Genomic DNA, 21,822 nt, shown 5'->3' with positions numbered 1-21,822 from the left:
CAGGTGACGGGCCGCCATAGTGTGGCCATGACCCTTACGACCCGGCAGCTCGGGGCCGACGACCTCGGCGCCATGATGACCCTCTCGGCGGAGGCCTTCGGGGCACAGCCGCCCGGCACGCCCCTTCCCACCTGGCCGCGGCCGGGGCGCTCGTGCTGGGGCACCTTCGACGGCGACCAGCTCGTGGCCCAGGTCGTCGGCCGGGCGTTCCACTCCTGGTGGCGCGGCCGCGAGGTGCCCACCAACGGGATCGCGGCGGTCGCCGTCCGCACCGAGCACCGGGGCGCCGGGCTGCTGGCCGACCTGTTCCGCGAGGTGCTGGCGCAGGGGCGGGCCGAGCGCGCCGAGGTGATCTCGACCCTGTTCCCCACCGCCCCCGGCATCTACCGTGGGCTCGGCTACGAGCTGGTGGGCGCGCTCGACACCGTGGAGGTGCCCACCGCGGCGCTGGCCGCCGTGCGACCGGCCGAGGGCCTCGCCGTACGACGCGCGCAGCCGTCCGACATGGCAGCGATCCGCGCGGTGTACGACGCGTGGGCCGCCGCCCAGGACGGTCCGCTGACCCGCCGCGGGCCGTCGTTCCCGGAGACCGACGAGGAGATCGTCGGCGAGTTCAGCGGGATCAGCCTCGCCGTGACGGACGAGGGGCGCGTGGTCGGCTACTGCTCGTGGGAGCGCGGCACCGGCTACGACGAGACGCGGTCCGCGATCGAGGTGACCGACCTGCTGGCCGTCGAGCCGGGGGCTGTGCCCACGCTGTGGCGGATGCTGGGCACGTTCTCGTCGGTGGCGGGCCGGGTGCGGCTGCAGACCAGCGGCGCCGACCTCGCCCGCACCTTCCTCCCGACGCTGGCCTGGAAGGTCGTCGACAGCCATCCCTACATGCTCCGCGTCGACGACGTCGCCGGTGCCGTCTCGGCCGTCACGCGCTCCGACGCACCCTGCGCCTTCTCCGTCGCCGGCGACCGGCTGGGCGTGATGGACGGCGACTACACCGTCGACGAGGCCGGGCGGTGCGCGGCCGTCGCACCCAGTGAGACCGGCTCCCCCGGCGAGCGCCCGACCTACCACCCCCGCGGCCTGGCGCTCGCGTGGTCGGGCACGCAGGGCTCCGCCGCGCTGCGGCTGGCGGGACTGCTGACCGGGCCCGCGACGTACGACGACGCCCTCGACGCGACCTTCGCCGGACGGCCGCTGCACATCCGCGACTACTTCTGAGCCACCCGGATCCGACCGGAGGAGGCCTCAGAGCCGGGGCAGCACGTCGTCCACGATCGCCAGCAGCGCCTCGCGCAGCAGGAGGTGGGCCTGGTCGCGGGTGAGCGTCCCGTCGCGCGACCACTCGCGGATCGCTCCGCGCGCCAGCTCGCCGAAGGCACGCACCACGGCGCGCGCCGCCTCGTCGTCCGGGTCACCGCCCACCATCTCCAGGACCCGGCGGGCGGCGAGGTCGTGCGCGCCGTCGAGGATGGCGCGCACCTCCGCGTCCTCGCCCACCCCCTCGGCGGCGCGGACGGTGAGGTAGGTCGCGCGCTGCGGGGTGATCGAGCCGAGGAACCAGGTCACCGCCTCCTCCACCCGCTCCGCCAGCGAGCCCGTCGGCAGCGGGACGTCCTCGAGGCCCTCCAGGAGCGCGGCCCGGCGCACGACCTCGAGGTAGAGCGCGCGCTTGTCGCCGAAGTAGTGGTTGAGCAGCCCGCGGGCCACGCCGGCCGCCCGGGCGAGCTCGGTCGTCGAGACGTCGGCGTAGGGCCGCTCGGCGAAGAGCCGCTCGGCCGCCGTCAGGATCTGCTCGCGCCGCTCGTCGGGCGGGAGCCGGCGCCGCTGCGCCACCACGGAGGACATGGCGCGATCCTACTATTGGCAGGCTGCCAACAACAGACTAGCCTGGGTGCAGACCTGCGAAAGGACCTCCCCATGACCGCCACCGCTGACGCCGCTCCCCGGTCCCGGCAGCGTGACCTTCCCGTGCCCGAGGGCTTCGACATGGGCCGCTACGTCTCCGGCATCGGCGCCCATCTCGCCGGCCCGGCCAACGTGATCATGCAGCTGAGCTGGCCGGGGGTCGGCTACGGCGTGATGAACAGCCGGGTCCAGTCCGGCTCCGCCATGCGGCACCCGTTCAAGCGGGCCCGGACCACGTTCACCTATCTGGCCGTCGCGCTGCTCGGCACCGACGACGACCGCACCGCCTTCCGCAGGGCGGTCAACGTGCAGCACGCGCAGGTCTACTCCCGACCCGGCGAGCAGGTGCAGTACCGCGCGATGGATCCCCGGCTGCAGACCTGGGTCGCGGCCTGCCTCTACTACGGCACCGTGGACATGATCGAGCGGATGCACGGGCCCCTGCCCGACGACGAGGCGGACGCCCTCTACGCCCACTGCGCGCGGTTCGGCACCACCCTGCAGATGCCCGCCGACGCCTGGCCGGCGGACCGCGCGGCGTTCGACCGCTACTGGGAGGACTCGATGGCCGAGGTCGACATCGACCCGCACGTCGCCGACTTCCTCATGCAGCTCACCACGCTGCAGAACTTCCCCCGGCTCCTCCAGCGCACCATGGCCGGCTTCGTGGTCTTCGTGACGACCGGGTTCCTGCCGCCGCCCTTCCGCGAGGCCATGAGCCTCCCGTGGAACGCCCGCAAGCAGCGTCGGTTCGACCGGCTGCTGCGGGTCCTCGGGGCCGTCGAGCGCCGGATGCCCCGGGTGCTGCGGACCTTCCCCTTCAACTTCTACCTGCGCGACATGCGCCTGCGGCGGCGGCTCGGCCGGCCGCTCGTCTGAGGAAGGGACACCGATGGACTTCGACCTGCCGGAGACCGCGCTCGCCGTCCGCGACGGCGTCGCGGCCGTGGCCGCGAAGTACGACCACGGCTACTGGTCGCGCTGCGAGGAGGAGCACCGCTTTCCGCAGGAGGTGTTCGACGACCTCGGCGCCGGCGGCTGGTTCGGCCTGTGCGTCCCCGAGGAGTACGGCGGCGGCGGGCAGGGCCTGCTCGAGCTGGCCGTCGCGAACATGACTTTGTGCGCCTCGGGCGGCGTGGCCGGCACGTTCTTCTACGTCACCACCCCCGGCTTCGGGGCGATGACCCTGACCCGGCACGGCACCGAGGAGCAGAAACAGCGGATCCTGCCGGGCCTCGCCGAGGGTCGTCTCCAGTTCTGCCTGGCCCTGACCGAGCCCGACGCCGGCAGCAACGCCATCGAGATCAAGACCGCCGCCCGCCGCGACCCCGCGGCAGGCGCCGACGAGTCGGCGGACTTCCTGATCAGGGGCCAGAAGGTCTGGATCTCCAACGTCGAGAACGCCGACTGGATGGTCGCCGTCACCCGCACCATCCCCGCCCACGAGACGAGGGAGCGGGGCCTCCCCCGCACGGCGGGCTTCACCCTGTTCCTGGTCGACGTCAAGCAGGCGCTCGCCGACGGGACGCTCTCCTACACGCCGATCCCGAAGATGGGCAGCAACATCCTCCACTCCAGCCAGGTCTACTTCGACGACGTGCGGGTGCCGGCCGGCAACGTGATCGGCCGGGTCGACGAGGGCTTCGGCGTGCTGTGGGACGTGCTCAACCCCGAGCGGATCCTCGCCGCGTCCGGCGGCGTCGGCACCGCCGACGCCGCGCTGAAGGTCGCCTGCGACTACGCCCGCGAGCGGGAGGTGTTCGGCCGCCCGATCGGTGCCAACCAGGGCCTGCAGTTCCCGCTCGCCCAGCTCAAGGCGAAGACCGAGCTCGGCCGGCTGATGACCTACAAGGCCGCCTGGCTCTTCGACCGGGGCAGGCCCTGCGGCAACGAGGCCAACGTCGCCAAGCTCACCGGGGCGCAGGTCGGGTGGGAGGCCGCCAACCAGGCGTTCCAGACCCTCGGCGGGATGGCCTACTCCAAGGAGTACCCGATCGAGCGGATCTTCCGGGACGCCCGGATCGCCAAGAACATCCCGGTGGCCGAGGAGCTGGTGCTCGCCCACATCGGCACGCAGATGCTGGGCCTGCCGAAGAGCTACTGAGTGCGGGGCCCTGCCAGCGCACTGCCAGGGCACACCAAGGCGCTACCAGGGGGACGGCTCGTAGTCCTTCACGAAGCACCCGTAGAGGTCCTCACCGGCCTCGCCGCGCACGATCGGGTCGTAGACCCGGGCGGCGCCGTCGACGAGGTCCAGCGGCGCGTGCCAGCCCTCGGCCGCGATCCGCAGCTTCTCGTGGTGCGGGCGCTCGTCGGTGATCCAGCCGGTGTCGACGGCGGTCATCAGGATCCGGTCGGTCTCGAACAGCTCCCCCGCGCTGGTCCGGGTCATCATGTTGAGCGCCGCCTTGGCCATGTTGGTGTGGGGGTGGCCGGGGCCCTTGTAGCGCCGGGAGAACTGTCCCTCCATCGCGCTGACGTTGACCACGTAGGCCCGGCGCGCTCCTGCCTGCACGGCGGCGCGCATCGCCGGCCGCAGCCGCGACACCAGCAGGAACGGGGCGATCGAGTTGCAGAACTGCACCTCGAGCAGCTCCAGCGGGTCCACCTCGTCCACGACCTGCGTCCACGAGTTGTTGGTCTGTACGTCGGGCAGCAGCCCGCCCGCGTCGACGGCGGTGCCGGCGAGGTGAGCCTCCAGCGAGGCGTTCCCTGCCCGGAGCGCCAGAGCGGTCAGCGAGGCCGCGTTGTGGGCGGCCCGCGCCAGCTCCGGGGACTCGCCCTCGTGGTGGGCGACGGCGTTGGCCTCCAGCGCGCCGGCGATCGCAGCCGGGTGCGCCTCGGAGATCCGGTCGAAGGTGACCATCTCCGGCAGCTCGAGCTCGGCCGGGTGCGGCTCCAGCGGCGCGGACTCCATCTCGATCAGCTGGGCGTAGGCGCCCGGCGAGCGTCGTACGGTCTGGCAGGCGTTGTTGACCAGGATGTCGAGCGGGCCGTCCGCGGCCACGTCGTCGGCGAGGGAGATCACCTGGGTGGGGTCGCGCAGGTCGATGCCGACGATCCTGAGCCGGTGGAGCCAGTCGGCCGCGTCCTCCATCGCGGAGAACCGGCGGACCGCGTCCTTGGGGAACCGGGTGGTGATGGTGGTGTGCGCGCCGTCGCGGAGCAGGCGCAGCGCGATGTACATCCCGATCTTGGCGCGGCCGCCGGTGAGCAGCGCCCGCTTGCCGGTGAGGTCGGTGCGCTGGTCGCGCTTGGCGTGGCTTCTCGCCGCGCAGCGCGGGCAGAGCCAGTGGTAGAACGCGTCGACGAGGGTGAAGTCCTCCTTGCAGATGTAGCAGCCGCGAGGGGTGATCAGCTCCCCGGCGAAGGCACCCTGCGCGGTGGAGACGAGCGGGATGCCCGCGGTCTCGTCGTCGATCCGCAGCGGCGACCCAGTCGCCGTGGCCTCGATGATCTGCTGGTCGTGGCGCTGACGCGCCTCGCGGATCTCGGCGCGGCGCTGCTTCTTGATCAGCTTGTACATGTACGACGCCGCGCGCTTCATGGTGCGGACGTCGTCGTGCTCGGGGTGGAGGCGCGGGATCTCGCGCAGCACCTCGAGGGCGATGGCGAGCTTCTCCGGGTCGATCCGCTCGAGCCGGTCGTCGGGGCTGTGCACCGGCCGATCCTAGGCGCAGGGATCATGGGAAGCATGTTCCGCGCGACCGTGACCCTGGTGACCCTGCTCCTCGCGGTGACCGCCTGCGGCGGCGGGGACGGCGACGGTGGCGAGGGGGCGGTGGCGGTCGAGACGGCTCGCAACGGCGACGTCTTCAGCTCGGCGGACGTGGACTTCGCCACGACGATGATCCCGCTGCACGCCGAGGCGCTGGCGATGGTCGACGTCGCGACCGGCAAGCAGCTCTCCCCCGAGGCGCGTGCCCTCGCCGAGGAGATCCAGCTCTCGTCGACGCCCGAGGTGCAGGACATGACGACGTGGCTCACCAGCTGGGACCGCCCGATCCCGGAGACCGTCCGCGACCACGCCAACGCCGGTCACGGTGGCGAGGACGGTGACGAGCAGACCGACGAGCACGGCGACGAGCACGAGGCAGCCAGCGAGGAGCTGGCTGCACTGGAGGCGGCGGAGGGCGGCGCGTTCGAGCCGCTCTGGGTCGACCTCATGACCGACAACCACGAGGAGGCGCTCGCCGCAGCCGAGGCCGAGCGAGAGGAGGGCACCTTCGGCCCCGCCGTCGAGCTGGCCGAGTCGATCGCGACCGGCCACGCCGAGCGGCTGGAGACGCTCGCCGCGCTCGGCGACGGGTGACGCGAAGCCGGGCCGGCTACCCGGCCGGCGTCGACGTGGCCGCCCGGCTCGACGAGCCGGCGCCGCGCGCCGCTGCCGAGAACAGCCAGCCGTAGAAGGCCAGCAGCGCGAGCCAGGAGGCGATGACCAGCGCGTAGGCCACCGACCACAGCCACGCCGGCACGTCCGGCTTGCGCTCGCGCTGGAGCAGGAACGGCTCGTGCACGAAGGCGACGTCCGCACCGTCCTCGACCTGCACCAGGCCCGAGCTCGGCCCGTCGATCGCGGGGTCCTCCGGCATGTGCAGCGGGATCGACACCATCGTGGTCGGCGCCGTGTGCAGCCGCAGCAGCACCTTCCACTCGCCGTACAGCGGCAGCGGGTCGGCGCTGCGGAACTCGCCGGGACGCCCGGTCGGCTCCATCGCCGTGGTCAGGATGCCGGTCGGCAGCCGCTCGTCGTCGGTGTGCGCGCCCTGGTAGGCGATCGCCGAGATCCACACGGCGTCGTCGGCGGCGTCGACGGGGTCGAGCGTCACCGTCGGCGTCGCGTGGCAGTCCTCGGTGCCGATGCAGGCGCTGTCGTAGTCGACGCTGCCCATGATCACGTCGGTCCCCGGCTTCGGGACGTACGACGTCCGGCAGCCGTCGTCGTCGCACTCCTTGACCACCTCGACCTCGCCGGCCGAGGCGGGCGGCGCGAAGACCCCCATCAGCACGACGAAGAGGGAGACGCCGACGGTGCCGAGCCAGCGACCGCGGCCGGAGCCCTCCGGGCGCAGCGGCGCGGAGGCGGCGGGCAGGTCGGCGATCCGCTCGAGATGACGGCTCGTCGACCAGCCGAGGAGCCCGCCGCCCACGCCGGCGACGCCGCCGACGGCGAGCATCAGCGGGATCTGCTCCGCCTGGGGCGGGAGCGGGTAGGGCAGGAACAGGTCCATCCACCACCACTCGGTGGCGAGCCCGACCGTCCCGGCGAGCAGCCCGGCGACCGCGGCGAACACCGGCCCGCGGTTGCGGACGAGGAGCGCGAGCAGCTCGATGGACAGGGCCGCGCCGAGGAAGAGCAGCCACCGGGCCCGCTCGATGTCCGGGACGGGCAGCGTCATCGCGAAGATCAGCACCCGGATGACGACGTAGGTGATCCAGGCGACCAGCGCGCCACCGGGACCGAAGAAGAGGCGCCCGGCCACGAAGATCCACCCGGTGAGGAACCCGGAGATGATGAACATCGTCGCGGCCGGGAACTGCGGCACGCCGAGGTCGAACTCCATCAGGAAGGCCATCGGGACGATGCACATGCCGATCGCGATGGTCAGCAGCAGCCGGGTGGCCCAGGCGCTGCGGTCGGCCGTCACGGAGGCGGGCGCCTCACGTCGTACGGGCGGCAGGATCCGGCCGAAGGCCCGCAGGCCGCCGGTGGCGAGCCCGCCGAAGCGCTCGAGGGTGCGGGCGGGCGCACGACCCACCTGCGCGGACTCCGCGAGCAGGAGCGGGAGGGCCAGCATCACGGTGACGGCGCCGCCGATCATCATCACGTGCGTGGGGCCCCACTCGGTGACGTCCTGGCCGAAGAGGCGGTGCCAGACGTCGTCGGCCGGGAACCCGGTCGCCGCGATCGCACCGGCGCCCAGCATCACCAGCGTCCCCATCGGGACGTGCCATCCCTGCGAGAACCGGACGGTCCGCCGCGGCAACGGGTCGCGCGCCAGCCCGGCCGAGATCACGCCGGCCGCCAGGAACCCGAAGATGCCGAACATGATCGGGAAGTGGGACGGGTTGGCCAGCGGCCCCTCGTCGCGGCCGTTCTGCATGTGGATCGGCACGTCCCAGTAGACGCCGAACGCACACGCGAGGAGCGAGATCACCATCAGGTAGAGCGGGAGGCCGGCCCACCGCGGCAGACCGTCCTTGGTGGAGACCCAGTCGGCGAGCCGCCCGATGAGGGTCACCTTGCCGTCCCGCTCCCTCAGCAGGAAGATCCCGAGCGGGACGTAGATCGCGGCGAAGGCGGCCGCGGCGAGCATCACCTGGTCGAGTGCGGCGCCACCGGCCGGCGGGGACTGTTCTGCTGCGAGCAACACTGAAGGACCTCCGTCTCTCGGATGCCAAGGTACCCGTGACACGAGGTAACAGCGACAGTGTGTATCAGGTTTTTCGCGGGATCTGCGCCACACCCCGACTGCAGTCAGCCGAGCAGGATGCGCACGCCGATGCCGATCAGGATGAGACCGCCGGCGAGGGTCGCCCACCGGCCCAGCCGCTCGCCCACGCGGCTGCCGGCGAAGACCGCGACGATCGAGAGCGCGAAGGTGACCACGCCGATGAGCGCCACCGCGGGCGCGACGTCGACCTCCAGGACCCCGAAGGTCACGCCGACCGCCGCCGCGTCGATGGATGTGGCGATCGCCAGCGGCGTCACCGACCGGACGGTCACCACCGGGGCGGCGTGGTCCTCCGGCTCGCCCTCGAACGACTCCCACAGCATCTTCGCGCCGATCAGGGTGAGCAGGCCGAAGGCGATCCACGGCGTCGCGGCGCTGACCTCGTCGGCGAACCAGAACGCCAGCACCCAGCCGAGCACCGGCATCAGCGCCTGGAACAGTCCGAACATCGCCGCGACCAGGAGGGCGTCGCGCCACGACGGCCGCCGCAGCCGCAGACCTTGGGCCAGCGACACGGCCACCGCGTCCATCGCCAGGGCGAAGGCCAGCACCAGGAGGTCGAGAGGCGTCACGGACGACGATCCTCCCGTACGGCGACGCGCGAGCCGCCGCGGGGCGGGGGATCTGCCGGCATCGCCAGATCGACCGGGGAACCGACGAACCGGGAAAACGGGTGTCGGGCCGCGGCCTCTGGGGGGGTCGGCCGCGGCCCGACGTACCACATCATGACATACCGATGCCGGGTTGGGACCAATCGGGTCAGGTCTGGCTCACCTAAAACGGGTCACTCCCAGAAAACCCGGTCGACCACCGCCCGGGCTCGCCGCGTCGCGCGCAGGTAGTCGTCGAGGAGGCGGTCGGTCTCGACCAGCTGGTAGCCCATGATCCCGGCCACCGAGCGGCGCTCGAGGGTGGCCCGCGGGAACTGATCCCCCGGCCGGCCGCGCGCGAGCAGGAGCGCGTTGCGCACCCGCGTCGCCATCCGCCAGGCCGTGCCCAGCGTCTCCGCATCGTCGGCCGTCATCAGGCCGGCCTCCGCCGCGGCGGTGAGCGCGGCCAGCGTCTGCGCGGTCCGCAGCCCGGGCACCCGAGCCCCGTGCCGCAGCTGCAGCAGCTGGATCGTCCACTCGATGTCGGTGAGCCCACCGCGCCCGAGCTTGAGGTGCAGAGTGGGGTCGGCACCCCGCGGCAGTCGCTCGCGGTCCACCCGCGCCTTGATCCGCCGCACCTCCAGGATGTCGTCGTCGCTGAGCCCCTGCTCGGGGTAGCGCAGCGGGTCGATCAGCTCGGTGAACCGTCGCCGCAGCTCGGGATCGCCGACGACCGCGTCGGCACGGAGCAGGGCCTGCGCCTCCCACATCTTCGACCACTTGGCGTAGTAGGCGGCGTAGGCGTCGAGGGTCCGCACCAGCGGTCCCTGGCGCCCCTCCGGCCGCAGGTCGGCGTCCACCACGAGCGCGGGGTCCGGCCCCGGGGCGCCGAGCGCGCGTCGTACCTCCTCGGCGACGGCGCGCGCGAACGACGCCGCCTCCTGCGGGTCCGCGCCGTCGACCGGGTCGTGCACGAACAGCACGTCGGCGTCGCTGCCGTAGGAAAGCTCGAAGCCGCCGTACCGCCCCATCGCCACGATCGCGAACCGGGTCGGCGGCTCCGCCAGGCCGCGCTCGGCGCAGACCGCGTCGCAGGTGGCTCCCAGCGTCGCCTCCAGCGTCGCGTCCGTGAGCCGAGTGAGGGCGAAGCCGACGTCTGCCACGTCGATGAGCCCGAGCAGGTCGCCGGCGGCGATCCGCAGCAGCTCGCGCCGCCGTACGGCGCGGATGGCGCGGATCGCCTTGGGGTGGCTCTCCTGGCGGCGGGCGGTCGCCACCATCTCCTCGGTGAGCGCGTCGACGCCGAGCGGCTGGAGGTCGCCGGCCAGCAGCCGGACGCCGGCCGGCTCACCCTCGAGTAGGCCGGTGCAGTAGCGAGAGGTCGCCAGCAGGTGCGCGAGCCGCTCCGCGACCTGCCCCTCGTCGCGGAGCATCGAGAGGTACCAGGGCGTGCGGCCCAGGGCCTCGCTGATCCGCCGGAAGCCGAACAGACCCCCGTCGGGGTCCGGGCACTCGGCGAACCACTGCAGCATCGCGGGGAGCAGCGTGCGCTGGATCGCGGCGGTCCGGGTGACGCCGGCCGTCAGCGCCTCGAGGTTGCGCAGCGCCGCCTTCGGGTCGGCGTACCCCAGGGCGGACAGCCGGGCGCGGGCCGCCTCCGAGGACAGCCGCACCTCGTCGGCGCCGATGCGCGCCACCGCCGTGAGCAACGGACGGTAGAACAGCTTCTGGTGGAGCCTGCTGACCTCGCGCCGGTGGTGCTCCCACGTCTCGTCGAGCCGCTTCACCGGCTCCTTGAGGAAGCCCAGGCTGCGGCCCAGCCGCCGCAGCGACGGCTCGTCGGACGGCACGACATGGGTGCGCTGGAGCCGGTGGAGCTGGATCCGGTGCTCCAGCTGGCGCAGGAAGGAGTAGGCGCGGTGCAGCGCCTCCCCGTCCTCGCGACCGACGTAGCCCCGGCGGGTCAGCTCGGCGAGCGCGCTCAGCGTCGTGGGCAATCGGATGCGCTCGTCCGCCCGCCCGTGCACCAGCTGCAGGAGCTGCACCGCGAACTCGACGTCCCGAAGCCCGCCGGTGCCGAGCTTGAGCTGGCGATCGGCCTCCTTGACGGGGATGTGCTCGAGCACCCTGCGCCGCATCGCCCGCGCGGAGTCGACGAAGCCCTCCCGGTCCGCGGCCGTCCAGACCATCGGCGAGACGACCTCGACGAACTCCCGGCCGAGCCGGAGGTCGCCCGCGACCGCGCGAGCCTTGAGCAGCGCCTGGAACTCCCAGGGCTCCGCCCAGCGCTCGTAGTAGCTCTGGTGGCTGGCCACGGTCCGGCTCAGCGGCCCCGCCTTGCCCTCGGGACGGAGCGCCGCGTCGACCGGCCAGATGGTCCCCTCCGCGGTGTGGGCCGAGCAGACCAGCATCATCTGCGACGCCAGCTTGCCGGCGACCCGGCCGGCCGCTGCGGCGGCGGCCGGGTCGTCGAGGTCGTCGGGGCCGGCGGCCTCGTGGACGAACAGCACGTCGACGTCGGAGACGTAGTTGAGCTCGTGGCCGCCGCACTTGCCCATCGCGATCACGGCCAGCCGCACGCCCGCGGCCTCCTCGCCCACCCGCTGCCGGGCGACGGCGAGGGCCGCGTCGAGGGTGCCGGCCGCAAGGTCGGCGAGCTCGGCGGCAGCGTCGTCGACACCGACGTGGTGGGCCAGGTCGCGGGCCGCCAGGCGCAGCAGCAGCCGGCGGTACTCGACCCGCAGCGCGTCGACCGCGCGGAGGTCGTCGACGGTCGCGACCGGCTCGTCAGCCGCCGGGTCGGCGCCGACGGCCGCCATCAGCTCCGCCCGCAGCGCCCACGCCGGCGGGCGGGTCGACCCGAGGGTGGGGTCGGTCAGCTCCCGCCACTGCTCCGGGTGCGCGACCAGGTGGTCGGCGAGGGCGGAGCTGGCGCCGAGCACCGAGAGCAGCCGCATCGCCGTGCCCTCGTCGCTGCACAGCGCCTCCATCAGCTCGTCGCGGTCGGCGACCGCCTCGGCCAGCCGGCAGAGTCCGTGCAGCGCCCCGTCGGGGTCGGCGGTCCCGCCGAGCATGCCGATCAGCTCGACGGCGGGAGGGCCGAGCTCCTCGAGCCAGGCTTGCACCCGCTCGCTGTCGACGAAGCCCAGCCGCAGCAGCTCGGTGCGCTGGGAGGAGCGCGTCATCGCGGCCGCCGGGACGTCACAGCACCGGGAGCATCCGGTCCCGCTCGAACGCCGAGACCTGCCCGCGGTACTCGTCCCACTCGGCGCGCTTGTTGCGGAGGAAGAAGTCGAAGACCTGCTCGCCCAGCGTCTCCGCGAGGAGCTCGGACCGCTCCGCGATCTCGATGGCCTCGTTGAGGTTCTTGGGCAGCGGCTGGATGCCGAGGCTCTGCCGCTCACGCTCGCTGAGGGCCCACACGTCGTCCTCGGCCTCGCGCGGGAGCTCGTAGTCCTGCTCGATGCCCTTCAGCCCCGCGGCGAGGACGGCGGCGAACGCCAGGTAGGGGTTGCACGCCGAGTCGATGGTGCGCAGCTCGACCCGGGTGGACTGGCCCTTGAGCGGCTTGTACATCGGCACCCGGACCATCGCCGAGCGGTTGTTGTGGCCCCAGCAGATGTAGGACGGCGCCTCGCCGCCGAACATCATCCGCTTGTAGGAGTTGACCCACTGGTTGGTCACCACGCTGATCTCGCTGGCGTGCCGCAGCACGCCGGCGATGAACTGGCGCCCGGTCCGGGAGAGCTGGTACTCCGCCCCCGCCTCGTAGAAGGCGTTCTGGTCGCCCTCGAACAGCGAGACGTGGGTGTGCATGCCGGAGCCGGGGTGCTCCGTGAAGGGCTTGGGCATGAACGTCGCCCAGACCCCCTGGCTCAGCGCGACCTCGCGGATGACGGTGCGGAACGTCATGATGTTGTCGGCCGTGGTGAGTGCGTCGGCGTAGCGCAGGTCGATCTCCTGCTGCCCCGGCCCGCCCTCGTGGTGGCTGAACTCGACCGAGATGCCCATCGCCTCGAGCATCGTGATCGCCTCGCGACGGAAGTCCGAGCCGAACGAGTGGGCGGTGTGGTCGAAGTAGCCGCTGCGGTCGACGGGGACCGGCTCGACACCGGGCTCGGGGTCGTTCTTGAAGAGGTAGAACTCGATCTCGGGGTGCGTGTAGAAGGTGAAGCCCTGCTCGGCGGCCTTGCCCAGGGTCCGCTTGAGCACGTTGCGCGGATCGGCGTACGACGCCGAGCCGTCCGGCATCACGATGTCGCAGAACATCCGCGCGGTCGACGGGCCGTCGGTGTTGCGCCACGGCAGGATCTGGAACGTGGTCGGGTCGGGCATGGCGAGCATGTCGGCCTCGTAGACCCGCGCGAACCCCTCGATGGCGGAGCCGTCGAAGCCGATCCCCTCCGAGAACGCGCCCTCGAGCTCCGCCGGAGCCACGGCCACCGACTTCAAGAACCCCAGCACGTCGGTGAACCACAGCCGGACGAACCGGACGTCACGCTCCTCGAGAGCGCGGAGAACGAAGTCTTCCTGCTTGCCCATGGCGTCAGCCTAGGGGTACCGCCACCGTGTGGCCCTCAGCCCCGGGGCACCCGCTCCAGCTCCGCCAGCCACGCCGCCGCGCTGGCGTCGGACGGCATCCGCCAGTCACCGCGCGGCGACATCGTCCCGCCAGGGCTGACCTTGGGCCCGTTCGGCAGCGCGGACCGCTTGAACTGGTTGGCGAAGAACCGCCGGATGAAGACCTCCAGCCACGCCCGGATCGTCGCCAGGTCGTAGGCGTTGCGGCTCTCCTCAGGGAAGCCCGGCGGCCAGTCGCCGACGGCCTCGTCGCGCCAGGCGTGCCAGGACAGGAAAGCGATCTTGCTGGGCCGGAAGCCGCGCCGGATCACGTGGTAGAGGGTGAAGTCCTGCAGCGCGTACGGGCCGACCGACTCCTCGGTGGCCTGCGGCTTCTCGTCCGACTCCGCGGGGATCAGCTCCGGCGTGATCTCCTGCTCGAGGATCTCGCGGAGCACGGCGTAGGACTCTTCGGTCGCGCCCTCGGGGGAGCCGCCGCGGAGCTGCTCGCTGTCGATGACCCAGCGGATGAGGTGCTGGATGAGGGTCTTCGGCACGCCGGCGTTGACGTTGTAGTGCGACATCTGGTCGCCGACGCCGTAGGTGCACCAGCCGAGGGCGAGCTCCGAGAGGTCCCCGGTGCCGAGCACGATGCCGCCGCGGTGGTTGGCGATCCGGAAGAGGTAGTCGGTGCGCAGCCCGGCCTGCACGTTCTCGAAGGTGACGTCGTAGACCGGCTCGCCCTTCGCGAAGGGATGCCCGAGGCCCTCCAGCATGGTGCGGGCCGTGTCGGTGATGTCCAGCTCCTCGAAGGTGCACCCCAGGGCCTGCGAGAGCCGCGTCGCGTAGGACTTGGTGCGCTCCCCCGTCGCGAACCCCGGCATCGTGAACGCGTGGATGTCGCTGCGCGGGCGGCCGAGCCGGTCCATCGCCTTCGCGGCGACGATGAGGGCGTGGGTCGAGTCGAGGCCGCCGCTGACCCCGATGATCACCTTGGGCTGCCCGATCGCGTTGAGCCGCTGCTCGAGCCCGGAGACCTGGATGTTGTACGCCTCGTAGCAGTCCAGTGCCAGCCGCGCCGGGTCGTCGGGCACGAACGGGTAGCGGTCCACCTTGCGCCGCAGGCCGATGTCGCCGGTGGGCGGGTCCAGCTGGAAGCCGATCCACCGGAAGTCGGGGCTCGACCATCCGGTGCGCCCCTCCCGACCGGTCCGGCCGGCGAACGAGCGCCGGTTGTCGTCGACGGTCCCCTGCCGCAGCCGCTCCTGCCGGATCCGGTCGAGGTCGACGTCGACGACCGTGCGCCGCGGCCCCTCGGGGAACCGCTCGCTCTCGCCGAGCAGCTCGCCGCACTCGTAGACCATGGTCTGCCCGTCCCAGGACAGGTCGGTCGTCGACTCGCCCTGCCCGGCCGCGGCGTACAGGTAGGCGGCGCTGCAGCGGGCGCTGGCGCTCCGGGCCAGCAGGTGGCGGTCCTCCGCGCGGGCCACCGTGATCGGGCTGCCCGACAGGTTGGCCAGCACCGTGGCTCCGGCGAGGGACGCCTCCGCGCTCGGCGGGATCGGCACCCACATGTCCTCGCAGATCTCGACGTGCAGGTGCAGGCCCGGCACGTCGGTCGCGGTGAAGATGAGGTCCGGGCCGAGCGGCACGGTGGCCCCGGCGACCGTGATCTGCTCGCCCCACAGCTCGTCGCCCGGGGCGAACCAACGGCGCTCGTAGAACTCACGGTAGGTCGGCAGGTAGGACTTCGGCGCGACGCCGAGGATCCGGCCACCGTGGATCACGACGGCGCAGTTGAGCACCCGGTTGCCCCGGGGCAGCGGCGCCCCCACCACGAGCACGGGCCGCAGGTCGGTCGAGGCCGCGACGATCTCGGCGACGGCCGCCTGGACCGCCTCCAGCAGCGTGTCCTGCAGGAACAGGTCGTCGACCGAGTAGCCGGTGAGCCCGAGCTCCGGGAAGATCGCCACGGCGACCCCCTCGTCGTGGCAGGCCCTCGCCTGCTCGAGCGTCGCGGCTGCGTTGGCGGCCGGGTCGGCGACGGTGACCGGCAGCGTCACCGCGGCGACGCGGGCGAACCCATGGGCGTAGGCGGAGTAGAAGTCCACGGGGCCGAGTGTAGGGAGGCGCGGGTCAGCCGCCGATGAGTCCGGCAGCGGCGGCCGGTCGACTCCTCCATGAGCATCCAGACCTGTCGGATCCAGCCTTGCCTGTGGTTCGACGACAACCTGGAGGAGGCCGCGCACTTCTACACCGGCATCTTCCCGAACTCCTCGATCGGCCACCTGAGCCGCTACACCGAGGCCGGCCCCGGCGATCCGGGAGCCGTGATGGCCGGTGAGTTCACCCTCGACGGGATGAGCTTCCGCGGGATCAACGGCGGTCCGGCCTTCCCGTTCACGGAGGCGATCTCGCTGTCGGTCACCTGCCGCGACCAGTCGGAGGTCGACTACTACTGGGACTCGCTCGTCGATGGCGGGGAGGAGTCGGTGTGCGGGTGGCTCAAGGACCGGTTCGGGCTGTCCTGGCAGATCGTCCCCGAACGGCTCTACGAGCTGGTGTCCGACCCGGACCCGCTGCGGGCGCAGGCGGCGGCCGAGGCGATGCTCGGCATGCGCCGGATCGTGGTCGCCGAGCTGGAGGCCGCGGTCGCGGCCGTGACCCAACACACAGCGCGGCCGGGCGGTGCCCGGGACTAGCCTCGTCGTTGTTCCTGACGATCCGTGGACTCCACCAGGGAGCCGCGAGATGAGAAGAACGGAGCTCGACGATGAGCAACGCCCCCGAGGAGACCGCTCCCTACGGCGGAGGCCCCGCCGGTCCGCCGGCCGACCCGGCGCCGGCCCCGCCCAAGCGGATCCGCACCCACCACCTGCGCCAGATGAAGGAGCGCGGCGAGCGCTTCTCGATGCTCACCAGCTATGACCAGCTGACCGCGCAGGTCTTCGACGAGGCCGGGATCGAGGTGCTGCTCGTCGGCGACAGCGCGTCGAACAACGTGCTCGGCAACACCACGTCGCTGCCCATCACGGTCGACGAGCTGATCCCGATGACGCGGGCGGTCAGCCGCTCGGTGTCGCGGGCGCTCGTCGTCGGCGACCTGCCGTTCGGGTCCTACCAGGCCTCGCCCGAGCAGGGCTACCTGACCGCGGCCCGCTTCATGAAGGAGGGCGGCGCCCACTGCGTGAAGCTCGAGGGCGGCGTCGAGATGGCGCCCCAGATCGAGCGGATGACCCGCGGGGGGATCCCGGTGATGGCGCACATCGGCTTCACGCCGCAGTCCGAGCACGCGCTCGGCGGCTACCGCGTGCAGGGCCGCGGCGCCACGGCCGACCGGGTGCTGCGCGACGCCGAGGCGGTCCAGGAGGCGGGCGCCTTCGCGGTGGTGATGGAGATGGTGCCGGGCGACGTGGCCGCCGACGTGACCGCCAAGCTCGAGATCCCCACGATCGGCATCGGCGCGGGCAACCGGTGCGACGGTCAGGTGCTGGTGTGGCAGGACGCCTTCGGTCTCCGCACCGGCCGGCTCCCCCGCTTCGTCAAGCAGTACGCCGACCTCCGGTCGGTGCTGCTCGACGCGGCGCGCGCCTACGACGCCGAGGTCAAGGACGGCAGCTTCCCGTCGGCGGAGCACACCTTCTGACCCATCCGTGACCGGACGGAGACGGATGCCGATGCACCGCACCGTTGAGACGGCCCGCGGTGGGTACCGCGCGCGCATGCGCCCGCGCGTCGCCGTACTCACCGCCGTCGTCGTCCTCCTCGCCGCCCTGCTCGCGATCGCCCCGCCCGGCGGGACGGCGGCCGCTCCCGTCGCTGCCTCGTCGGCCCCGGTGACCGGCTTCCGGGTCGACGTCATCGCCACGGGCCTCGACCACCCGTGGGAGGTCCAGCAGCTCCCGAGCAACCACCTCCTGGTCACCCAGCGGAACCGTCGCGAGCTGACCCTCATCGACGTCCGCACGGGCAGCAAGCGCAACCTCGAGTTCCCCAGCAGCCGGATCTGGTCGGTGGGCGAGACCGGGCTGCTCGGTCTCGAGGTCGACCCGGGGTTCCGCCAGAACCGGCGGATCTACACCTGCTCGGGCTGGCGCAAGGCCGACGGCTCCAGCGACATCCGGGTGGTCGCGTGGCGGATCGACCCGGGCCTCACCCGGGCGGTGCTGGACGAGGTGCTGCTCGCGGGGCTCCCTACCAGCTCGACCGGTCGGCACGGCGGCTGCCGGCTGCTGATCGCCGCCAACGGCTCGCTGATGATCGGCACCGGCGACGCCTCCGCGGGCCGCAAGCCGCAGAGCCTGGGGTCCTTCGGCGGCAAGGTGCTGCGGATCAACCGCTTCACGGGCAGGCCGGCGTCGTACAACCGCTGGTACGACCGGAAGGGCGCGCGGCGCTACATCGTGACCTACGGCCACCGGAACATCCAGGGCCTCGCGCAGCGCCGCGACGGCACCGTGTGGTCGGTGGAGCACGGCTCCTACCGCGACGACGAGATCAACATCGTGGTGAGCGGCCGGAACTTCGGCTGGCACCCGGTGCCCGGCTACAACGAGAGCCGCCCGATGACCGACCACGGCCTTCCCGGCAAGCAGTACGGCGCCCGCTGGCGCTCGGGCAACCCGACGATCGCGCCGTCGGGTGCCGACTTCGTCAAGGGGACCGCGTGGGGGCAGTACCGCGACAGCCTCGCCGTCGCGGTGCTGAAGGAGCAGCGGCTGATGTTCGTGAAGCTGAACTGGGACAACCGGCTGGTGTGGACCGACGCCCCCGCGGAGCTGCGTCGCTACGGGCGGCTCCGCGACGTGACCACCACCGCGGCGGGGTCGCTGCTCGTCACCACCGACAACGGCGGCGGCAACGACCGCGTGCTCCGGGTGCGTCCGCGGTCCTGAGGCGTCCGGCGGCTCAGGGCCGGTTGCGGCCGAGGTCGTCGTGGGCCTGCACCCACTCCTCGGCCACGACGGCCGAGCCCAGTGACAGCTCGCCCGCGAGGACGGTCGCCGCGATGATCTCGGCCAGCCGCCCGACCCCGCCCGAGCCGTAGCACCCCAGCAGCTCCAGGCACTCCCGCTGCGTCGCGAGCCCGGTGCCGCCGCCGTACGTCGCGACGATCAGCGACGGCAGGGTCACCGAGGCGTAGAAGTCGCCGTTGGGCAGCAGCTCGGAGAAGCCGTAGAGGGCGGAGCTCTCCGCGACGTTGGCGACGTCCTGGCCGGTGGCGATGAACAGCGCGGTGATGCCGTTGGCGGAGTGGTTGCCGTTGTTGTTGGTCACCGACATGAAGGCACCGAGCTGGCCCTTCATCCGGGCGCTGAAGAGCTTGTCGGTGCTGACGTGCATCTGCTCCTCCACCAGCGCGGCGGGCAGCGTGATCTCGGCGACGACCCGCTTGCCGCGGGTGTGCAGCATGTTGACGACCGAGGTCTTCTTGTCCGTCGCGAACTGGCCCTCGAGCAGGAAGTGCAGCTCGCCCGGATAGTTCTGCTTGATCCACGAGCACGCAGCGAAGGTCGCCTTGCCGGTCATGTTCTGACCGGCAGCGTCACCGGTGGTGTAGTTGAACCGGGTGTAGAGCAGCTTGGACACCGGGAACTTCTGGATCCCGATCAGCCTGCCCGACGTCGTGGTGGCCTCCGCGGCGGCCGCGATCTCGGGGAGGTGCTCGTCCAGCCAGGCGCTGAAGTCGCGCGCCTCCCGCGCGCTCGGGAAGGTGAACACCGGCGCGCGCTGCATCTTGTCGTCGACGACCGTGGTGGTGATGCCGCCCGCCTCGCGACACAGCTTCATCCCGCGGTTGTACGACGCCACCAGGGTGCCCTCGGTCGTGGCCAGCGGCACGAAGAACTCGCCCTGCGCGTGCTCGCCGTTGACCAGCAGCGGGCCCGCGAGCCCGATGGGGACCTGCGCGACGCCGATGAAGGACTCGATGTTGCCGGGCAGCGTGCCGGGGTCGAGGGAGTAGCTGCCGACGTGCTCCAGCGGGCTGGCGGTGTGCTCGCGCACGAACTCCTGGCGCCGCTTGATGACGTCGTGGCCGTAGTCGTTCTCGCGGTCGCGGGGGATCCTCCGGTCGGTCATGGGCCTGAGTGTGGCATCACTCCGGTGGCGTCGCGGGCAGCACCTCGTCGGCCGGATCGATCTCCTCGCAGGTCGGGTCCGGGTCCTCCTCGAGCGGCGTCGCGGGCTGCTCCTCGGCGACGGGCACGTCGACCTGCTCCTCGCCGGACGGCGTGCCGGTCGCGGGGTCGCAGCTGGGCGGCCCGTCCTCGTCCTGCCTGCCGTCCGGGGGCTGAGGTCCGCCGGGCACGGGCGGCTCGCCTCCCTCGCCGCCCGCACCGTCCGGCGCGGGCGTCGGTCCGGCCGGCTTGCCGGTCGGCGGGGAGTCCGAGCCGGTCGGCTCCTGCTCACCGTTCGGCTGCTGGGCGACCGGCGGCCGCTGCAGCCTCTTGTCCCCCTTCTTGTTCCCAGCCGCGGCCCGGACCGGGACCAGCCGGCGGTCGTCCGGCGCGCCCGCCGCCGCCACGACGAGGGTCTTGGCCCGGCGGCCGTCGCACGCGCAGACGTCGGGCATGTCGGGCAGCTCGACGGTGCGAGGCGGTGCGTGGTCGGGGACCTCCGCGAGCTGTCCCTGGTAGCGCTCGACCAGGGCGAGCACGGCCGCCACGAACCCGGGCGCCTGGTGGTACTCCGCCAGCGCGCGACGAAGGGCGGCGGTGCGGGACATGTCGCCCTTCCCGGCGCAGAGCACCACCGCCGCGCCGAGCGCGGCATCGTCGACGTCGTGGGGATCGCGGCGGTCGTCCCCGTCCGCGTCGACGGCGACCTGTGCCCACGTCGCGGGCAGCAGCCCGAACGCACCGACCGGTGCGTCCCAGCGCGCGTCGGCGTCGAGGTCGCCGCCGTCGGTGTCGTGGACCCGACCGGTGTCCTGCCTGCCGTCGAGCGGCTCGCCGACGAGGGCCGGCTTCACCCTGCCCTGGCGGCCGACCCGGTGGCCGCCCTCGAGGCCGCGGCCGTGGTCGGACTCGACGCGGGCGATCGCGGCCAGCACCACCCAGTCGAGGCCGCACTCCACCGTGGCGTTGATGATCGAGGCGGCGCGCTGGTAGGCCGCGACCGCCGGAGCGGGCGCCGCCGTGATCGGGCCGGCGTGGCTGCCGGCGACGGCCGCTCGTCGTACCGACAGCGCCGGCACCGCGGCCGGCGGCGCCACCGGCTGGGCCAGCGCGCCAGAGGCGGCCGGGCCGGCGTACCCGACCGGCACCCGCTGCTCGACCTGGGAGATGACCGGCGCCGCGGCGTCCGGGGCTGACTGGGGGCCCAGCCCGGTGACGAGGAGCGCACCCGCGCTCATCGTCACACAGAGCGCGACCGCGCGCCGCAGGCGCTGCTGGAGAACGTCGGGCACCCCCATGCCGACCTCCCGCTTCTCGTTCGACAGGCCCTCAGTCAACGCCCGATCGAGCGATTTCGGGAGTGGAATCCCGAGATCTGCCCCAAAGTGCCGAAATCGTCGTCCCTTCGTCATCCGGGTGACACCGTCCGTTCCGGAGGCGGTCCGGGCAGCCGGGCGGTGAGCGGGTGAGAGGATGCCGCCCGTGGCCGAGCTGACCTTCCGCACCGGGACGATGGACGCCGGCAAGTCGACCCTGGCGCTGCAGACCAACCACAACCATGCCGCCCGGGGACGGATCGGCCGGCTCTTCACCTCGCACGACCGGGCGGGTGCCGCGAAGGTCTCGTCCCGGCTCGGCCTCACCGCCGACGCGATCGAGGTGACGGTCGAGTTCGACTTCTGGCGCTACACCGTCGACGCGCTCACCCGGGGCGCGCGGATCGACTATCTGATCTGCGACGAGGCGCAGTTCTACACCGCCGCGCAGGTCGACCAGCTCGCCAAGGTCGTCGACGAGCTGCAGATCGACGTCTTCTGCTTCGGCATCCTCACCGACTTCCGGACCCGGCTGTTCCCGGGCTCCGCCCGGCTGGTCGAGCTCGCCGACCGCACCGAAGTCCTCCAGGTCGAGGCGCTGTGCTGGTGCGGCAAGCGGGCGACCCACAACGCGCGCACCGAGGACGGCGTGATGGTCACCGAGGGCGAGGTGATCGTGGTGGGCGACGTCGACCCGGACGCCGAGGAGGGGACCGACGCTCCCGGTGCCGCGGCCTCCCGCGACCGGTGGGTGCCCGAGGTCGCCTACGAGGTGCTGTGCCGCCAGCACCACCGGCGTGGCCTCACCGCCGCGCGGGCGCGCGCGGTCAGCCTCTCCCCCGAGCCGCTGCCGTTCGACTGACCGACCCCCGGCGGC

At 72.6% G+C, this 21,822-nt stretch carries 17 protein-coding genes; 8 read left to right on the top strand and 9 right to left on the bottom strand.

Annotated features, from left to right (window positions below):
- Positions 1-27 precede the first annotated feature (27 nt).
- The gene (locus tag ACPOLA_RS05945; protein ID WP_435769482.1) at positions 28-1,218 is read left to right on the top strand and encodes a GNAT family N-acetyltransferase; all 1,191 of its coding nucleotides are present in this window, start codon (positions 28-30) and stop codon (positions 1,216-1,218) included.
- A 27-nt stretch (positions 1,219-1,245) separates the two neighbouring features.
- On the opposite strand, the gene ACPOLA_RS05940 is transcribed toward ACPOLA_RS05945, so the two are convergent.
- Positions 1,246-1,845 (bottom strand): TetR/AcrR family transcriptional regulator, encoded by a 600-nt coding sequence (locus ACPOLA_RS05940; RefSeq protein WP_435769481.1) that lies wholly within the window; start codon positions 1,843-1,845, stop codon positions 1,246-1,248.
- 72 nt (positions 1,846-1,917) lie between these two features.
- Between ACPOLA_RS05940 and ACPOLA_RS05935 the strand changes: the two genes are divergently transcribed.
- Both ACPOLA_RS05935 and ACPOLA_RS05930 read left to right on the top strand, forming a co-directional pair.
- Positions 1,918-2,784, top strand: a complete 867-nt coding sequence (locus ACPOLA_RS05935) for an oxygenase MpaB family protein (protein WP_435769480.1) — start codon at positions 1,918-1,920, stop codon at positions 2,782-2,784.
- Between the two features lie 13 nt (positions 2,785-2,797).
- A complete protein-coding gene (locus ACPOLA_RS05930; RefSeq protein WP_435769479.1) occupies positions 2,798-4,009 on the top strand; it encodes an acyl-CoA dehydrogenase family protein in 1,212 nt (403 codons plus the stop codon).
- Positions 4,010-4,051: 42 nt separating this feature from the next.
- Here ACPOLA_RS05930 and ACPOLA_RS05925 read toward each other — a convergent pair whose 3' ends face one another.
- On the bottom strand, positions 4,052-5,566 hold the full coding sequence (locus tag ACPOLA_RS05925; RefSeq protein WP_435769478.1) for an SDR family NAD(P)-dependent oxidoreductase: 1,515 nt from the start codon (positions 5,564-5,566) through the stop codon (positions 4,052-4,054).
- A 24-nt stretch (positions 5,567-5,590) separates the two neighbouring features.
- On the opposite strand from ACPOLA_RS05925, the gene ACPOLA_RS05920 reads away from it, so the two are divergent.
- Positions 5,591-6,217, top strand: a complete 627-nt coding sequence (locus tag ACPOLA_RS05920; protein WP_435769477.1) for a DUF305 domain-containing protein — start codon at positions 5,591-5,593, stop codon at positions 6,215-6,217.
- A 16-nt stretch (positions 6,218-6,233) separates the two neighbouring features.
- Here ACPOLA_RS05920 and ACPOLA_RS05915 read toward each other — a convergent pair whose 3' ends face one another.
- The 5 genes from ACPOLA_RS05915 to ACPOLA_RS05895 form a co-directional block, all read right to left on the bottom strand.
- Positions 6,234-8,279, bottom strand: coding sequence for a hypothetical protein (locus tag ACPOLA_RS05915; RefSeq protein ID WP_435769476.1), 2,046 nt, complete (start codon positions 8,277-8,279; stop codon positions 6,234-6,236).
- A gap of 104 nt (positions 8,280-8,383) precedes the next feature.
- The gene (locus tag ACPOLA_RS05910) at positions 8,384-8,932 is read right to left on the bottom strand and encodes a manganese efflux pump MntP (RefSeq protein WP_435769475.1); all 549 of its coding nucleotides are present in this window, start codon (positions 8,930-8,932) and stop codon (positions 8,384-8,386) included.
- Between the two features lie 212 nt (positions 8,933-9,144).
- Positions 9,145-12,135, bottom strand: coding sequence for a bifunctional [glutamine synthetase] adenylyltransferase/[glutamine synthetase]-adenylyl-L-tyrosine phosphorylase (locus tag ACPOLA_RS05905; RefSeq protein WP_435769474.1), 2,991 nt, complete (start codon positions 12,133-12,135; stop codon positions 9,145-9,147).
- Between the two features lie 16 nt (positions 12,136-12,151).
- On the bottom strand, positions 12,152-13,492 hold the full coding sequence (gene glnA, locus ACPOLA_RS05900) for a type I glutamate--ammonia ligase (RefSeq protein WP_435769473.1): 1,341 nt from the start codon (positions 13,490-13,492) through the stop codon (positions 12,152-12,154).
- A gap of 35 nt (positions 13,493-13,527) precedes the next feature.
- Positions 13,528-15,621 (bottom strand): NAD(+) synthase, encoded by a 2,094-nt coding sequence (locus ACPOLA_RS05895; protein WP_435769472.1) that lies wholly within the window; start codon positions 15,619-15,621, stop codon positions 13,528-13,530.
- Between the two features lie 69 nt (positions 15,622-15,690).
- Here ACPOLA_RS05895 and ACPOLA_RS05890 point away from each other — a divergent pair, with 69 nt between their 5' ends.
- From ACPOLA_RS05890 to ACPOLA_RS05880, 3 genes are all read left to right on the top strand, one after another.
- Positions 15,691-16,212 carry a VOC family protein gene (locus ACPOLA_RS05890; protein ID WP_435769471.1) on the top strand — a complete coding sequence of 174 codons (522 nt, stop codon included), beginning with the start codon at positions 15,691-15,693 and terminating at the stop codon, positions 16,210-16,212.
- A gap of 71 nt (positions 16,213-16,283) precedes the next feature.
- Positions 16,284-17,156 (top strand): 3-methyl-2-oxobutanoate hydroxymethyltransferase, encoded by an 873-nt coding sequence (gene panB, locus ACPOLA_RS05885; protein WP_435769470.1) that lies wholly within the window; start codon positions 16,284-16,286, stop codon positions 17,154-17,156.
- 76 nt (positions 17,157-17,232) lie between these two features.
- On the top strand, positions 17,233-18,405 hold the full coding sequence (locus ACPOLA_RS05880; RefSeq protein WP_435769469.1) for a PQQ-dependent sugar dehydrogenase: 1,173 nt from the start codon (positions 17,233-17,235) through the stop codon (positions 18,403-18,405).
- A 13-nt stretch (positions 18,406-18,418) separates the two neighbouring features.
- Here the strand turns inward: ACPOLA_RS05880 and ACPOLA_RS05875 are convergent, their stop codons facing one another.
- Both ACPOLA_RS05875 and ACPOLA_RS05870 read right to left on the bottom strand, forming a co-directional pair.
- Positions 18,419-19,591, bottom strand: a complete 1,173-nt coding sequence (locus ACPOLA_RS05875) for a hydroxymethylglutaryl-CoA reductase (protein WP_435769468.1) — start codon at positions 19,589-19,591, stop codon at positions 18,419-18,421.
- Positions 19,592-19,607: 16 nt separating this feature from the next.
- Positions 19,608-20,966 (bottom strand): lysozyme family protein, encoded by a 1,359-nt coding sequence (locus ACPOLA_RS05870; protein WP_435769467.1) that lies wholly within the window; start codon positions 20,964-20,966, stop codon positions 19,608-19,610.
- A 136-nt stretch (positions 20,967-21,102) separates the two neighbouring features.
- On the opposite strand from ACPOLA_RS05870, the gene ACPOLA_RS05865 reads away from it, so the two are divergent.
- The gene (locus ACPOLA_RS05865; protein WP_435769466.1) at positions 21,103-21,807 is read left to right on the top strand and encodes a thymidine kinase; all 705 of its coding nucleotides are present in this window, start codon (positions 21,103-21,105) and stop codon (positions 21,805-21,807) included.
- Positions 21,808-21,822 lie beyond the last annotated feature (15 nt).

This window comes from Nocardioides proteolyticus (genome assembly GCF_051280635.3).
Taxonomy (GTDB): domain Bacteria; phylum Actinomycetota; class Actinomycetes; order Propionibacteriales; family Nocardioidaceae; genus Nocardioides.
This window is presented reverse-complemented; position numbering and strand designations above follow the sequence as displayed.

Excerpts from the sequence above, each read along its gene's own strand:
- ACPOLA_RS05940 (WP_435769481.1), bottom strand. The coding sequence starts at position 1,845 with ATGTCCTCCGTGGTGGCGCAGCGGCGCCGGCTCCCGCCCGACGAGCGG.
- ACPOLA_RS05865 (WP_435769466.1), top strand. The coding sequence starts at position 21,103 with ATGCCGCCCGTGGCCGAGCTGACCTTCCGCACCGGGACGATGGACGCC.
- glnA (WP_435769473.1), bottom strand. The coding sequence starts at position 13,492 with ATGGGCAAGCAGGAAGACTTCGTTCTCCGCGCTCTCGAGGAGCGTGAC.
- ACPOLA_RS05945 (WP_435769482.1), top strand. The coding sequence starts at position 28 with ATGACCCTTACGACCCGGCAGCTCGGGGCCGACGACCTCGGCGCCATG.
- panB (WP_435769470.1), top strand. The coding sequence starts at position 16,284 with ATGAGCAACGCCCCCGAGGAGACCGCTCCCTACGGCGGAGGCCCCGCC.
- ACPOLA_RS05880 (WP_435769469.1), top strand. The coding sequence starts at position 17,233 with ATGCGCCCGCGCGTCGCCGTACTCACCGCCGTCGTCGTCCTCCTCGCC.
- ACPOLA_RS05935 (WP_435769480.1), top strand. The coding sequence starts at position 1,918 with ATGACCGCCACCGCTGACGCCGCTCCCCGGTCCCGGCAGCGTGACCTT.
- ACPOLA_RS05920 (WP_435769477.1), top strand. The coding sequence starts at position 5,591 with ATGGGAAGCATGTTCCGCGCGACCGTGACCCTGGTGACCCTGCTCCTC.
- ACPOLA_RS05930 (WP_435769479.1), top strand. The coding sequence starts at position 2,798 with ATGGACTTCGACCTGCCGGAGACCGCGCTCGCCGTCCGCGACGGCGTC.
- ACPOLA_RS05875 (WP_435769468.1), bottom strand. The coding sequence starts at position 19,591 with ATGACCGACCGGAGGATCCCCCGCGACCGCGAGAACGACTACGGCCAC.
- ACPOLA_RS05890 (WP_435769471.1), top strand. The coding sequence starts at position 15,691 with ATGAGCATCCAGACCTGTCGGATCCAGCCTTGCCTGTGGTTCGACGAC.
- ACPOLA_RS05905 (WP_435769474.1), bottom strand. The coding sequence starts at position 12,135 with ATGACGCGCTCCTCCCAGCGCACCGAGCTGCTGCGGCTGGGCTTCGTC.